This window comes from Corynebacterium tapiri (genome assembly GCF_006334925.1).
Classification (GTDB): Bacteria; Actinomycetota; Actinomycetes; order Mycobacteriales; family Mycobacteriaceae; genus Corynebacterium; species Corynebacterium tapiri.
The window spans coordinates 45317-59526 of the sequence record NZ_VDHJ01000008.1; the positions used below are offsets into that span (position 1 = coordinate 45317).

15 protein-coding genes are annotated in these 14210 nt (G+C 64.2%); 3 read left to right on the top strand and 12 right to left on the bottom strand.

The genetic code is table 11. The features are described from left to right. Positions 1 to 152: 152 nt before the first annotated feature. The 3 genes from hemC to FHE74_RS06420 form a co-directional block, all read right to left on the bottom strand. Entirely contained in the window at positions 153 to 1046 is an 894-nt protein-coding gene (hemC, locus tag FHE74_RS06410) for a hydroxymethylbilane synthase (protein WP_139465683.1), read from the bottom strand. Further along, positions 1043 to 2422 (bottom strand): glutamyl-tRNA reductase, encoded by a 1380-nt coding sequence (locus FHE74_RS06415; protein WP_139465684.1) that lies wholly within the window; start codon positions 2420 to 2422, stop codon positions 1043 to 1045. Before FHE74_RS06415 ends, hemC begins: the two co-directional genes overlap by 4 nt. A 66-nt stretch (positions 2423 to 2488) precedes the next feature. Continuing rightward, positions 2489 to 2737, bottom strand: a complete 249-nt coding sequence (locus FHE74_RS06420) for a glutaredoxin family protein (protein WP_139465685.1) — start codon at positions 2735 to 2737, stop codon at positions 2489 to 2491. Positions 2738 to 2796: 59 nt separating this feature from the next. Here FHE74_RS06420 and FHE74_RS06425 point away from each other — a divergent pair, with 59 nt between their 5' ends. Continuing rightward, a complete protein-coding gene (locus tag FHE74_RS06425) occupies positions 2797 to 3861 on the top strand; it encodes an HAD family hydrolase (protein WP_139465686.1) in 1065 nt (354 codons plus the stop codon). Positions 3862 to 3914: 53 nt separating this feature from the next. On the opposite strand, the gene FHE74_RS06430 is transcribed toward FHE74_RS06425, so the two are convergent. The 5 genes from FHE74_RS06430 to FHE74_RS06450 form a co-directional block, all read right to left on the bottom strand. Further along, on the bottom strand, positions 3915 to 4016 hold the full coding sequence (locus tag FHE74_RS06430; RefSeq protein WP_003855542.1) for a 30S ribosomal protein bS22: 102 nt from the start codon (positions 4014 to 4016) through the stop codon (positions 3915 to 3917). 526 nt (positions 4017 to 4542) lie between these two features. After that, complete coding sequence (locus FHE74_RS06435; RefSeq protein WP_139465687.1) at positions 4543 to 4734, bottom strand: helix-turn-helix domain-containing protein; 192 nt, start codon at positions 4732 to 4734, stop codon at positions 4543 to 4545. A 160-nt stretch (positions 4735 to 4894) separates the two neighbouring features. Further along, the gene (gene proC / locus FHE74_RS06440) at positions 4895 to 5707 is read right to left on the bottom strand and encodes a pyrroline-5-carboxylate reductase (RefSeq protein WP_139465688.1); all 813 of its coding nucleotides are present in this window, start codon (positions 5705 to 5707) and stop codon (positions 4895 to 4897) included. A 51-nt stretch (positions 5708 to 5758) separates the two neighbouring features. Then, positions 5759 to 6529 (bottom strand): hypothetical protein, encoded by a 771-nt coding sequence (locus FHE74_RS06445; RefSeq protein WP_139465689.1) that lies wholly within the window; start codon positions 6527 to 6529, stop codon positions 5759 to 5761. A gap of 41 nt (positions 6530 to 6570) precedes the next feature. After that, a complete protein-coding gene (locus FHE74_RS06450) occupies positions 6571 to 7500 on the bottom strand; it encodes a Ppx/GppA family phosphatase (RefSeq protein ID WP_139465690.1) in 930 nt (309 codons plus the stop codon). A gap of 34 nt (positions 7501 to 7534) precedes the next feature. On the opposite strand from FHE74_RS06450, the gene FHE74_RS06455 reads away from it, so the two are divergent. Then, positions 7535 to 8398 (top strand): DUF3109 family protein, encoded by an 864-nt coding sequence (locus tag FHE74_RS06455; RefSeq protein ID WP_139465691.1) that lies wholly within the window; start codon positions 7535 to 7537, stop codon positions 8396 to 8398. On the opposite strand, the gene FHE74_RS06460 is transcribed toward FHE74_RS06455, so the two are convergent. From FHE74_RS06460 to mshA, 4 genes are read right to left on the bottom strand one after another with little or no spacing between them, the layout of a single operon-like run. Then, positions 8395 to 9084 carry a response regulator transcription factor gene (locus FHE74_RS06460; protein WP_139465692.1) on the bottom strand — a complete coding sequence of 230 codons (690 nt, stop codon included), beginning with the start codon at positions 9082 to 9084 and terminating at the stop codon, positions 8395 to 8397. The genes FHE74_RS06455 and FHE74_RS06460 overlap by 4 nt on opposite strands. Continuing rightward, the gene (locus FHE74_RS06465) at positions 9081 to 10289 is read right to left on the bottom strand and encodes a sensor histidine kinase (RefSeq protein WP_139465693.1); all 1209 of its coding nucleotides are present in this window, start codon (positions 10287 to 10289) and stop codon (positions 9081 to 9083) included. Before FHE74_RS06465 ends, FHE74_RS06460 begins: the two co-directional genes overlap by 4 nt. A 15-nt stretch (positions 10290 to 10304) precedes the next feature. Then, positions 10305 to 11048, bottom strand: a complete 744-nt coding sequence (locus tag FHE74_RS06470) for a phosphoglyceromutase (protein ID WP_139465694.1) — start codon at positions 11046 to 11048, stop codon at positions 10305 to 10307. A gap of 33 nt (positions 11049 to 11081) precedes the next feature. Continuing rightward, a complete protein-coding gene (gene mshA / locus FHE74_RS06475) occupies positions 11082 to 12344 on the bottom strand; it encodes a D-inositol-3-phosphate glycosyltransferase (RefSeq protein ID WP_139465695.1) in 1263 nt (420 codons plus the stop codon). A gap of 112 nt (positions 12345 to 12456) precedes the next feature. Here mshA and FHE74_RS06480 point away from each other — a divergent pair, with 112 nt between their 5' ends. Further along, the gene (locus FHE74_RS06480; protein ID WP_139465696.1) at positions 12457 to 14172 is read left to right on the top strand and encodes a long-chain-fatty-acid--CoA ligase; all 1716 of its coding nucleotides are present in this window, start codon (positions 12457 to 12459) and stop codon (positions 14170 to 14172) included. Positions 14173 to 14210 lie beyond the last annotated feature (38 nt).

The window sequence follows — 14210 nt, forward strand, 5'->3', positions numbered from 1 at the left end:
CTCGGGCGTAGCTTGAGCACAGTCGCGTGTGCCGGGCGCGTGTGTCCCGGCGGGTTTTGCTAAAAGGGGACCCGCGAGTTCAGGCGGGAGCGACCGTATGGTATCCCCAACCTTAAGCCAGCCGGCCTAAATTCCAAAAAAGCCGGATTCAACTATTTCGCGTCGCTCATGACCTCGGCTGCCCCCGCATCCAGCAGACGCTGCGCCAACTGCTGCCCCAGTGCCTGCGGATCCGTACCCTGTGCCCGCTCCACCAGGCGGCGGCTGCCGTCGAGTGCGAAAACCCCCGCGCGCAGGTCAATATGCGCATCCTCGTCCACAGTTGCCCAGGCGGCGACGGGGGCCGTACAACCCGCTTCCAGGGAGGCCAACACAGTTCGCTCCGCCAGCGCACACGTAGTGGCTTGGGCGTCGGCAAGCGCGGTAATCGCCGCAACCGCATCAGCATCATCGGCGCGGCACTCGATGGCCAACGCCCCTTGGGCGGGCGCTGGGTACAGCTGCTCCGAGGCAAAGACCTGGGTGGCGCGCTCCCCGAGCCCCACACGGTTAAGCCCGGCGTAAGCCAGGACGACCGCGTCCAGTTCCCCGTCAGTTACTCGCCCCATGCGCGTGTCGATGTTGCCACGCAAGGGGACGATCTCCAGGTCAGGGCGCAGAGCGCGCAGCTGCGAGACTCGACGCGGGGCGGAGGTGCCCACGCGGGCCCCGGCCGGAAGCGTGTCCAACGTCAGGCCATCGCGAGCGATCAGGGCCTCACGGTTGTCCTCGCGCTGCGGAACCACCAGTCGAAAGCGCTCATCGGGGGCGGTCGGCAGGTCCTTGAAGGAGTGGACGGCGATGTCGCACTCGCCGCGCTCCAAAGCGTCGCGCAAGGCCTGGGTAAACACGCCCACGCCTATGCGCTCCACCGGAGACATGTTGACGTCCCCGGCCGTGGTGATGATCTTCAGCTCCGCCTGCACCCCACCCGCGATCAACGCGTCGCGGACGTGGCCGGACTGCGTGGTGGCGAGCTTTGATCCGCGAGTACCAATTCGCATCATCGGTTGGGTCCTTCCTCGAGTGTGCACAGGTCTTTCTCCACGCCCACGTCCTCGGCGGGCAGCTCCGTCGCGTCCACGGCCACAGCCGGTGCTTGCCCGGCATCCAGGCCGAAGAGTTGCTGGAGGGCCGTCTCGTAGCTCAGCGTCCCCGACTCGGCCGCCAATCGCTTGGCCTGCACGGTTGGTTCATGCAGAAGCTTATCGACGACCCTTCTTACCGTTCGCGTGACTTCCCTAAAGGCGTCTTCATCCACCGAGTTTGCGGAATCGAGTTTCCCGCGCAAACGGGCCAACTCGGCATCCGCAATGGCGGTGGCCGCCTGCCGCAAGGCCGCCACCGCGGGGGCCACATCGCGCACGCGCTGCGCGGAGGAGTAGGCCGCTAGCTCCTCAGCCACGATGCTTTGGGCCTTGCGATGCGCCGGCGAGCTGGACTCGCGGGCCGTTACAGAGGCGTGCAGGGACTCAATGTTGACCAAATGCGCGCCGGGCTGTTGACCTGCGGCGTCCTCGATGTCGCGGGGCAGGGAGAGATCAACCAGGGTCAGCTTTCGCTTCGACCGATCCCCTACCTCGGCTCCCGTCACTGTGAACTCGTCGGCTCCGGTGGCGGAGACGACGATGTCCACCTCACCCAAACCGGCTGCGCGCTCCTCGAAACGGATTGCCCGGGCTGGCACCCCGGCCTCGCGGGAGTGGTCGGCTAGGCGCTGGGCACGCTCGTAGGTGCGGTTGGCCACGACGATCTCGGAGACCCCCAGCTTGCCCAGCTGGGTCGCAGCCAGCGATGCCATAGCGCCTGCCCCCAGCACCAGCGCGGTGCGGCCTTCCAGGCCGTCCTCCCCGCGCGCGTGCAGAGCCTCGTCGAGAGCAAAACTCACCATCGAGGACCCGGCGTCGTCGATGCCAGTCTCAGCGTGCACCCGCTTGCCTGCCCGCAGGGCGGACTGGGATAACGCATGCAGGCCCGGTCCCACCGTGCCCTTTTCGCTGGCGCTTTGGTAGGCCGAGCGCACCTGGCCAATGATCTGCTGCTCCCCTACCACCATGGAGTCCAGGCCAGAGGCCACCACCATCATGTGCTCGGCAGCGGCATCGGCATAGCGCACGTAAAGGTAGCTGCGCAGCGTGTCCGCGTCCACCCCCGACATGTCCTTGAGCACGTCCACGACGTCACGCACGCCGGCATGGAAGGAGGTGGTGACGGCATAAACCTCGAGGCGGTTGCAGGTGGAGACCACCATGGCCTCGGTCAGCGCTGGACGCCCCACCAACTCAACGGTGGCCGCATCCACTCCGGCCCCGTCCATGCTCAGGCGCTCCAAGAGCGCTACCGGTGCGCAACGATGCGACATACCGACGACGAGCACACTCACAACGAACGGGCCTCCCAGGGTTGGCGAATATCAACCGAAAGGATAACCCCGGCCCGTCACCCCATGTCACATCGGGGCGGAAAGTCGCGCCCGCAGCTGGTCGCTATCGACTTCCCAACAGGAGAATTCTTCCCCATCCACCACGGTCACGGGCACCCGGTCGCCGAACTCCATGGCCAGCTCAGAGTCTTCGTCAACGTTGACGATCTCCAGGGCCCACCCAGCCTCCTGGACAATCGGCTCGATCTGCGCAGCCACCCGCGCGCACGACCCACAACTCGGCCGCACCATCAGTTCAACCACATGATTGTCCATTGGGCGGGCCTCCTACTCTCGGTTGTGGCACTCTACGATTGCGCTAGAGATACTACTGAATGGACCGCACCGTGGACACTAACCCTCACCCCGATCATTTCCCGCCCAGTGCTCGCGAATTCTTAAGCTCCTGGACCGCGAGCAGGGGCAACGTGCGCCATTTCATGGAGGACATCGCGGTCCCTCCCATTGACAGCGAGCACCAGCGCGAGGCCGGTGAGGCCGCCGCCGCGGCCGCCATCCAGGAGGTCTTTGGGCTGCAGCTGGAGGATTACTCCGCCGGGCTGGACTCCGTGCGTGGCTCCTTTGCCGCCGCCGGCACCGCCAAGCTCACCGCACCAGACCCGGACATTCCGGTGGATCCCGGCGCCGCCGCGTTCTTCGACGTGGACAACACCCTGATCCAGGGTTCCTCCCTGGTGCAGCTGGCCATGGGCATGGCCAAGCACAAGTTCTTCACCGCCCGCGACGTCGCCCCCATCGCCTGGAAGCAGGCCAAGTTCCGACTCACCGGCTCCGAGAACGCCGCCGACGTGGCCTCAGGCCGCATCCAGGCCCTGGAGTTCATCAAGGGCCGTCGCGTGGATGAACTCGTCGAGTTGGGTGAGGCAATCGTCGACAAGCGCATGATCAACAAGGTCTACGCCGGCACCCGCGACCTAGCGCACATGCATCTCGACGCCGGCCAGCAGGTCTGGCTGGTCACCGCTACCCCGGTTCAGCTGGCTCAGATCCTGGCCGAGCGGCTCGGCTTTACCGGCGCGCTGGGAACGGTGCCTGAGCAGATCGACGGGGTGTTCACAGGCCGCCTGGTCGGCGACATCCTGCATGGCCCGGGTAAGAAGCACGCGGTGGCTGCGCTGTCTTCCCTGGAGGGGTTGGACCTGGCGCGCTGCACCGCGTATTCGGATTCCGCCAACGACATCCCCCTGTTGTCCATGGTGGGCACAGCCGTGGCTATTAACCCGGACAAGACCCTCAAGGCAGAGGCAGCTAAGCGCGGATGGGTGATCCGCGACTATCGCAACGTGCGCCGGGCCGTGCGCACCTACGGGGTTCCTGCCCTGGCGGCGGCGGGGGTTTCGCTCGCCGGTTACAACGTGCGCCGACGCTTCACGCATTAAGAAAAGGAGGATGCCCACCGAAGTGGTGGCATCCTCCTTAACAGCGCTAGGGCTTACTTGCCCAGCTTACGACGCTGCACGCGGGTACGACGCAGCATCTTGCGGTGCTTCTTCTTGGACATGCGCTTGCGGCGCTTCTTGATGACGGAACCCATCAGTTACCTCACTTCTATTCAAGTACGTACTAGATCTGTTAGCGCAGTCCGTCCGCGGTGCACTCGCGGGCTCACAATGATGTGGAGCAAGCACGGACACATCGCTAACACGATTACCCAGCGAGTCTAGCCGCCTTCATGGGCAAGGCCAAAAAGTCAGGCTTGTTCGCGCTCCGCTCACGTCCTTTTCGGCATATCACCCGATTTACCCGCCTTGATTTTTAGGGTCGACCAGAAGCATTCCAGCGCGCTTCCGGTCGTCAGTAAGCAGCACCTCCAAGCGCAAAAGCCCAGGTCACGGTTCTCGAACCTGGTTTTGGAGTCGACCGGAAGGCGGGGTGGTCGCTTCCGGTCGTCAGTAAGCGGCACCTCCAAGCCTAAAAGCCCAGGTCACGGCTTCTCGACGAGCTCCCGTGGTCGACCGGAAGATCCCCAGCGCGCTTCCGGTCGACCAGAACCCGGGATAAAACGAGAAAACCCCCGTCGCTTTTTACAGCAACGGGGGTGTGAGCACGCGATCGAGCAATTACCCGACCTCGTAGTACGAGGAATCCAGGTACTCGTTCACGGCCTTCTCGTGGACTCGGAACGAGCGCCCCACGCGAACCGCCGGCAGCTCACCGGAGTGAACCAGACGGTAAACGGTCATCTTGGAAACGCGCATGATTTCCGCAACCTCCGCAACGGTGAGGAACGTTCCTTTGTCTTCGTTAGCCATACTTTTCCTTTAACCCTTCAGCAAGTGGCGCGCTGCAGGCTTCCCCTCCCGCAGGACCAACACGCACCTGCCTGTGTAAGTCTAGCGTGAAACCTGTGACTTGTGCGACTAAAGAGTGGGAGGTGTACCCCTGAGCTTCAAGTGCCCAGCGCAACGGGGGTTAATCCTGTGCGCCTAATTCCTTGGAGCGCAGGGCACACGCCTCGACTGCGCGGTAGAACGCACCCCGGATTCCGGACTCTTCAAGCTCACGCAAAGCGGCCACGGTGGTTCCCGCCGGGGAAGAGATGTTGGCACGCAGCTGTACGGGATCGTCCTCGCTGGACTCGATGAGCGCGCCTGCCCCGGCTGCGGAGTTACGCGCCAGGGTGGTAGCCAGGTCGCGGGGCAACCCCATCTGCACACCGGCGTCGATAAGCGCCTCCGTGACGAGGAAGTAGTACGCGGGGGCGGACCCGGAGAGCGCGCAGACCGCGTCCATGTCGGATTCGCTAACGACGACCGTGTCACCAACCGTGCCCAGCAGTTCCCGCACAGCTCCTAGTTGCTCGGTGCTGACGAATCGCCCGGGGCTGCAGGAGTTCATTCCTTTGCCCACCAGCATCGGGGTGTTGGGCATAGCGCGCACCACCGGGGTTCCCGCAGCCAGGGCGTCCTCCATTGCGGCCACGGAAATGCCAGCTGCGAGAGAGACGACGGTGGTGGAGTCGTTGTTATCGATGGCGTCGGACAGCTCCCCCAGCATCTCGACGACGTACTGCGGCTTCACGCAGATGAATACGAACTCGGCCTTGTCCACTGCCTGGACATTGTCTGAGGTCGTGCGCACCCCATACTCGCGCTCGAGAAACTCGCTGCGCTCTGGGGTGCGGTTGGTGGCAATAATGGACTGCGGATCCCGCCCAGCCTTGACCAGTCCCGCGATCAGGGCCTCACCGATATTGCCTGCTCCGATGATTGCAATGTCACTCATGCCCTCCGATGGTGCCAGAAGTCTGCACCAGCGGAGTATTCACCCGGGGCCTTAGAGGACCAGAAGCGCCGGGCCAAAGGTGACCACGAGGCCAACCAACCCGGCCAGCGTCATCGAAAGTCCGTCGCTGGAAGTGCGCAGGGCACGCACACCGAAGACCATGATGGCCACGACGACCAGAGCCAGCAGGGCAACCACCAGGGCCGGCAGCGCGTTCCACAGGAATTGGAAGGCGAGGAACACGACCGCGCCCAGGATGATGCCCACAGCAGCGAGACCGATGACCGGCAGGATCCCAGAGGAGGGGTTATCTTCCTCTGCCTCGCCCCTCCAGTCAGAGTTCACGGGTTCGACCGGAGCGGAGGGCTCCTCCGCAGGCTGCGGCTGGGGAGCATTAACCAGAGCGCTACCAGCAGAGTGTCCCTCTACACGCGGCATGACGCCGGTCTCGTCTGGGGCGGTGGCAGGCTGTGCCTCCGCCTTGGCTTCCGGCTTTGCCTCAACCTTCGGCTCTGGCTCAGGCTTCGCTTCCGGCTTAGCTTCCGGCTTCACTTCCGGAACGTCCTTGACCTTCTCGATGACGCCGGTGTCCTCGTCGGACGGGGCCGGCTTTTTGTCCTCATCAAGCGGCACTGCCGAGTGGCGCGACTCCGCCGGGGCAGCCTTGACTGCCTTGAAGGAGCCCGTCAGCTCGGCCACCGACACTCCGCCGTCCTCCAGGCTGCGACGACGGCGGCGCTTGGGAGCTTCCGCTTTGTCGGGATCATCCTTACGCGCGCGAGCCAGCAGCTCGGCGACAGTCAGCTGGTCCTTATCCGACATGGTGGCGTCTTTCCTTTACTTCGTCGTGTCTCTGGAGTGGCCTAGGCCAAGCCCTTATCGATCCGGCGCAAAATCACGCCTTCCCGCAGAGCCCACGGGCAGATTTCCAGTTCTTCTATCCCCAAGGCTCGCATACTCGCCTCGGCGACCAGGGCACCGGCCACAATCTGATGTGATCTATCAGAGCTTATCCCCTCGAGCTCCGCTCTGTCCGCAGCAGTCATGCGAGAGATGAAAGCAATGAGTTGGCGCAGACCCGGAGCAGTCAGCCTGCGCTTGACGTACGGGCCAGCCGAGCTGGGTGCGGCTCCGGTGAGCCGAGCAAGAGTTCGGAAGGTCTTTGAGGTTCCCACTGCCACGCCCGGTTCACCAAACTGGGCAAACTGGCGGGCTGGTTCCGTCAGCTCAGCGTCGATGTAATCGCGCAGCGCGTTGACTCGCTTGCGCTCCGGGGGATCAGCATCAAACCACTGGTGGGTCAGGCGCCCGGCCCCCAAGTCCAGCGAGAGCGCCAGGTCAGGGTGCTCATCGGATCCGGTGGACAGCTCCAGCGATCCGCCTCCAATGTCCAGGTTGGTGATGCGACCGGCCGACCAGCCATACCAGCGGCGCACGGCCAGAAACGTCAGGCGGGCTTCCTCCTCCCCGCTCAAGACCTCCAGCTCCACTCCGGTGTGCTTGGCCACGTGAGCCAGGACCTCGTCTCCGTTCGATGCGGAGCGAATCGCCGAGGTCGCAAAAGCTAGCAGCTCCGTGCAATTGAGCTTGTCGGCCAGTTCTGCGGCCTCCGCGACGGCGGCGACGAGCTTCTTCTTGCCCTTGTCGGTGATCGCCCCATCGTCGTCGAGATGCTCGACCAAGCGCAGGCTGGTTTTCCAGTCGCTCATGGGGGTCGGTCGGCCGCCCACTCGAGCATCCACTGCTACGAGGTGGACAGTGTTGCTGCCCACGTCCAATACACCTAAACGCACGGGCTCCAGGGTAGACGGTCTAGGTTGGGCAGGTGTGAATAACTCGCGCACTAACCCCGTTCACCTTGGATTCCCGGCCTCCTCTCCGGCTGCGGCGCAGATCCGCGCCGGGCGGGAGCTTGCGCCGAATTACCCGCGCGAGTTCTTCGAGTTTTACGACCCCCATGATCCAGAGCACCTGTTCAAGGTGGATCTGACGTGGATGGAGTCTCATTATGGCTGCGCGTTTGGCACCGAAAGGTGCCCGGGTATCGACGCCTCGCAACCCGATGTCGGCTGCTGCACTCATGGCGCCTACCTGGCCGATGACCAGGACCGACAGGAACTGGCCGATGCCGTCGCTCGCATGCCCGCGCGCTTCTGGCAGCACCGCGTGACCCGCGACGATGAAGACCAGCTGGAGCCATGGCTGACCTGGGACGAGCTCGATGGCGACGACGGCGAACCGGAGCCCGCACTCAAGACGGTGCTTGTCGACGGCGCCTGCATCTTTGCCAACCGGGCCGGCTGGGAAACCGGCGCTGGGTGCGCCCTGCACCAGTGGGCACTAGAGGCCGGCGAGGAATTGACCGTCGTCAAGCCTGAGGTGTGTTGGCAGCTGCCCATCCGGCGCCACGAGTCCTACATCGAGCGCACCGACGGAGCAGAAATCCTGCTCACCGAGGTCGGAGAATACGACCGCCGCGGCTGGGGCGAGGGCGGAGAGGACTTCGACTGGTACTGCTCGACGGACCCGGCCTGCCACGCGAACGCGCAGCCACTATGGAAGTCTCATCGCACCGAGCTGGTGGCGATCATGGGCGAGGCCGCATACGAGGTCCTGAGCCAGCGCCTGGCCCAGCGTGAGCGCCAGGGCGGGCAGCTGGAGCACCCGGCCACGGCGCAAGCGCGGAACTAGGCCTCGAACTTGTAGCCCAGGCCGCGCACCGTCACCAGGTGGCGCGGGCGCGACGGCTCGGCCTCGATCTTGGAGCGCAGGCGCTTAACGTGCACATCCAAGGTCTTGGTGTCGCCCACGTAGTCGGCACCCCAAATGCGGTCGATGAGCTGGCCGCGGGTAAGCACGCGCCCGGCGTTGGAGAGCAGGTACTCGAGCAGGTCGAACTCCTTGAGCGGCATCGGCACCGGCTCGCCATCGACGGTGACGGTGTGGCGGCTGATGTCCATGCGCACTCGACCGCCCTGCAGGATCTGGCCGGCGGAGTCGGCAGCCTCCTCTGTCTCACCGCCGCGGCGAAGCACAGCCCGGATGCGGGCGATGAGCTCGCGTGAGGAGTAGGGCTTGGTCACGTAGTCGTCGGCACCGAGCTCGAGGCCAACGACCTTGTCGATCTCGGAGTCACGCGCGGTGACCATGATGATCGGGACGTTGGAGGTGGTACGGATCTGCTTGGCCACGTCCGTTCCCGACATGCCCGGCAGCATGAGGTCGAGGAGCACGATGTCGGTCTCTCCCTTATCGAACTCCTGCAAGGCGCTCGGACCATCCGTCACGGCGGTGACCTCAAACCCCTCCTTGCGCAGCAAGAAAGCCAGCGGATCTGCGAGAGATTCCTCGTCCTCTACGATCAAAATCCTGGTCATATCGCCGTATCCTTTCTGCGCATTCCTCCGCCTCGCTTGGCCGGAAGGTTATCGGTGTGCAGCTCGGCCTCGGGGCGATAGATCGGCAGTTCCAAGGTGAACGTCGATCCTGTTCCCAGCCGAGACCATAGCTTTACATTACCCCCGTGGTTTGCCACCACATGCTTGACTATCGCCAAACCCAGCCCGGTCCCGCCGGTGGCCCGCGAGCGCGCCTTATCCACGCGGTAGAAGCGCTCGAAAACTCGTTGCTGGTCCTCCGGGGCGATGCCCAGGCCGCGGTCGGTCACGCGGATATGGACCACATCGCCCGCCACCCTCTGGGATACAGACACCGGCTTCGCCTTCGGGGAGTAGTTGATGGCGTTGGAGATGAGGTTGGACAAAGCCGTCACCAGCAGAGCCCGGTCGCCATTGACCTGCACTCCGCTGGGAGCACCCACCGTGAGGTTGATGCCGGCGCCCTCGGCGGTGAACTGGTTGCGCCCGATCGCCTCCTGCACCACATCGTCGACGGATACCGGGGCCATCTCCGGCAAGGCCTCTGCTCCCTGCAGCTTGGACAGGGAGATTAGCTCGGTGATCATTTCGCCCATTCGGTGGGACTCGTCGAGCAGCTTGGTGCCAAAGTACTCCACATGCTCGACGTCCTCGGGCGAGTCGAGCAGCGCCTCCGCCAACAGGCTCATGCCGCCGACAGGGGTTTTTAGCTCGTGGGAGACGTTGGCCACGAAGTCGCGGCGCGCATTCTCCATGCGCACGTATTCGCTCTCGTCGGTGCCGTAGACGATGAGGTAGCGGTCGTCGACAAGCGTGAGCGGCTTGATCAACGCCCGGACCTGGGTCACGCGATTGCCGGTGCGCCGCTTGGGCACGGACAGCTCGATCTCGCGTGCCTCGCGGTCCTCGCCCACCCGGTGCACATTTTCTAACACCTCAGGGTTGAGGGTGCGATTATGCACGATCGCCATCTCGTGGGCCCGGGTGTTCGACAGGATGATTTCTCCCTGCCGGTCCACCACCGTCACCGCGGTCGGTGAGCCCTGCATCGCCAGATGCAGCACTTGGCTCACCGTGGTGACCTGGTTGTCTTCCAGGTTTGCCTGCGAACGCGCCGAGCGGATGCGAGCTTTCAGGCGCGAAAACAGCGGGAACGCCGCTGCAACCAGCAGCGCTCCCGCGATGAAAGCGATGACGACGTTCAGGGCAAACGCACCCTTTTACTTACCTTGGTTGGCCACCGCAGCGGCGCCAGCGGCAGCTGCCTCGGGGTCAAGGTAGGTGCCACCCGGGTTCTTCACAGAACCATCGGCAGCGATCTCGTAGACCAGCGGCATACCGGTCGGGATGTTGAGGCCCGCGATCTCCTCATCCGAGATGTTGTCCAGGTACTTCACCAGGGCACGCAGCGAGTTGCCGTGAGCGGCGATCATGACCGTCTCGCCCTTCTGGGCACGCGGCAGGATCTCCTCGGTGAAGTAGGGAACGAAGCGCTCGACGACGTCCTTCAGGCACTCGGTCAGCGGGACCTCATTGAGGTTTGCGTAGCGCGGGTCACCGGACTGGGAGTACTCGTTGTCCGGGTCGATCTCCGGCGGCGGGGTGCCGTAGGAGCGACGCCACTCCATGAACTGCTCCTCACCGAACTGCTCGCGGATCTCCGCCTTGTTCAGACCCTGGAGCTTGCCGTAGTGACGCTCGTTGAGTCGCCAGTCACGGATGACCGGGATCCAGTGGCGATCAGCCGCATCCAGGCTCAGGTTGGCGGTGTTGATGGCACGGCGCAGCAGGGAGGTGTAGACCACCTCCGGCAGGACGTTCTTTTCCTTCAGGAGGGCGCCGGCGTTCTTTGCCTCGGCGACACCCTTCTCGGTGAGATCGACGTCTACCCAGCCGGTGAACTGATTGGACTCGTTCCATACGCTCTGTCCGTGGCGCAGGAGGATTAGCTTACCTTCAGTCATACGTACTACTTTGCCACTTTTCTCCGGTGCCAGCTAGCCCTGCGCCTGGCGATGCCCGCAGTCGTTGACCTCGCGCTGCATAACCCGCTCGTAGAGCTCCGCGAGACGCTCGGCAGACGAGGCCCAGCTGAAGGTCTTGGCGTGTTCGGCGGCTGCTTCGCCCATGGCGATTCGGCGGGGGTCGTCGTCGAGAAGCGACGCCAGAGCATCCGCCCACGCGTCGGTATCGTGCCCGCTGACCAGCACGCCCGTCTCATTGTCACGCACGGCGATCGGCAAACCGCCCACGCGCGAGGCCACCACCGGTGTGCCCGTGGCCTGGGCTTCCACGGCCACCAGGCCGAAGGACTCGTTGTAGCTGGGCACGGCCACGATGTCGGCGGCCTGATAGACGGCCACCAGCTCCTCTGGCGGACGGGGGTCGATGAAGCGGATGCGGCCAGCCACCCCCTCCTCCTGCGCCAGCTGGCGGTAGCGCTCCAGGGTGGAGGTGCTTCCCGACGCCCCTCCGCAGATGAGTACGCGCAGGTTGCGCTGCGGGTCGCGGCGAATGAGCTCGCCGACCGCGCGAATGAGCACCTGGGGCCCCTTGAGCTCCTGCATACGCCCCACAAACGCGATGACCTTGGCATGCAGCGGCACGCCCAGGTGGCGGCGGGAGCGCTCCGTGTTGCGATCAGTACCCGGGGTAAACACCTCGATGTCGGCGCCGGGAGAGACCACGTGCACCCGCTGCTGCTCGGCGTCATAGTGCTCGATGAGGTCCGCCACCTCCGCCTCGGTATTGACCACCAGGGCATCTGCATTGTCGGTGACCTGCTGCTCGCAGATCCGCCGGGCCTCGGATTCCGGGGCATCCCCCTCCGCGAGATAAGCATTCTTGACCGCCGCCAGGGTGTGGGCGGTGTGCACCAGCGGGACGCGCCAAAGATCGCGCAACAGCCAGCCCACCTGCCCAGAAAGCCAGTAGTGGGAGTGGATCAGGTCGTAGTGCAGGTTATGGCAGCGCTGGAACTGCACTATGCCTCCGGTAAAGGCTGCCAGCTGGGTGGACAGCTCGTCCTTGCTCAGCCCCTCGTACGGCCCGGCCACGATGTTGATAACGCGCAGCCCCGGCTCCACCTCGACGATCTCGCCTTGGCTCGGTCGCGTGGCACGGGTAAAGACGTCTACGCTCACTCCCCGGCGAGCGAGTTGTCGCGCGATGGCCAGAACGTACACGTTCATTCCCCCGGCGTCCCCCATCCCGGGCTGTTCGAGCGGGGAGGTGTGCATGGAGATCATCGCGACAAACATGAGGCAAGTCTAACCGCGCCGGCATTCCGCAGGGTTACGCTCTCGTAGGTTATGCTTACAGCCGCGAAACTAACTGAGTCCCCCGAAAACCTGTTGAGTTGAGGAGTTTTTCATGAGCGCAGCAGAGACCAAGGCCTGGCTTTCCTCCTACAGCGAGTGGACCCCCGCGTCGCTGGACTACGGTTCGATGACGCTTAACGACGTCTACCGCCACCGACTCGAGGAACACCTGGACAAGCCCGCAACATGGTTCTTCGGGCGCACCACCACCTATGGCGAACTGGACAAGCAGGTCAAGGGCGCAGCAGCCGGCCTACGTGCGCTGGGCGTGCGCACAGGCGACCGGGTTGTGCTGGCCATGCCCAACTGCCCGCAACACGTGGCCGCCTACTACGCGATTCTTTCGCTCGGAGCCGTCGTGGTCGAACACAACCCGCTCTACACCGCGCATGAGCTCACCGCCCCGATGGATAACCACGAGGCCCGGGTCGCCATTGTGTGGGACAAGGCCGTGCCTACCTTTGAGACGCTGCGCGCTAACACCAGCCTGGAGACGATCGTCTCGGTCAACATGATCCTCGCGATGCCGCGCTCCAAGCAGTTTGCGCTGAGCCTGCCCATCCCTAAGATCCGGGCCGCACGCGAGCAGCTGCACGCCCCGGCTAAGGACACGGTTACCTGGGAATCGCTGGTGAGCAAGGAAATTGGCGGTACCGGTGCTGATCTTGAACCGCTCGATTCGATCACCCCGGATTCCCCCGCAGTGATCATGTACACCTCGGGTACGACCGGCACCCCGAAGGGTGCGGTGCTCACTCACGGGAACCTCTACGCCAACCTCCTGCAGGGCAAGCAGTGGGTGCCCGGTATGGGCGAGAAGGAGGAGCGCATCCTGGCCGCACTTCCGTTCTTCCACGCCTACGGCATGACGATGGCACTCACACTCACGATCTTTCTCAAGGGGGAGATGGTCCTGGTGCCCACTCCTAAGATCGAGCTGATCAGCGACGCCGTGATCAAGCGCAAGCCGACCCTCTTCTCCGGCGTTCCCCTGCTGTTTGAGAAGACGATCAAGGCTGCCGAAGAGAACAAGAAGATGTCCCTGGAGTCGGTGCGCGCCGCCTTCTGCGGAGCCGCCAACATGCCGGCCGACATCACCGCTGAATGGGAGCGCCACACTTCCGGAATGATGGTGGAGGGTTACGGTCTTACGGAAACCTCCCCGATCGTGATCGGCACGCCCATGAACGATTCCCGCAAGCGCGGTTACATCGGCCTCCCCTTCCCCGACACCCACGTCAAAATCGCCAACCCGGACAACTTGGACGAGATCATGCCGGACGGCCAAGAGGGCGAGATCCTGGTCAAGGCCCCGCAGGTGTTCTCTGGCTACCTCAACAACCCGGAGGCGACTGAGGCGGCCTTCCACAAGGGATACTTCCGAACCGGTGACGTGGGAGTGATGGACCCGGATGGATTCGTCAAACTCGTGGCCCGCATCAAGGAGGTCATCATCACCGGTGGCTTTAACGTCTTCCCGCCGGAGGTCGAATCCGCTCTGCGCGAGCATCGCGACGTGGCCGACGTGGCCGTGGTGGGTCGCCCGCGCCCCGACGGCTCCGAGGACGTCGTGGCCTGCGTTGTGCTTAACGACGGCGCCGCGCTCGACCCGGAGGGCCTCAAGGACTTCGCCCGCGAGCGCCTGACCCGCTACAAGGTCCCGCGCACCTTCTACCACTTCGAGGAGCTGCCCACGAACATCATGGGCAAGGTCGTCCGCAAGGACGTCCAGGCCGAACTGCTTTCGCTGCTGGAAAAGGACAAGTAAGCACCTCCTGCATCGCCCCGGCAACACGCCCACCGAGT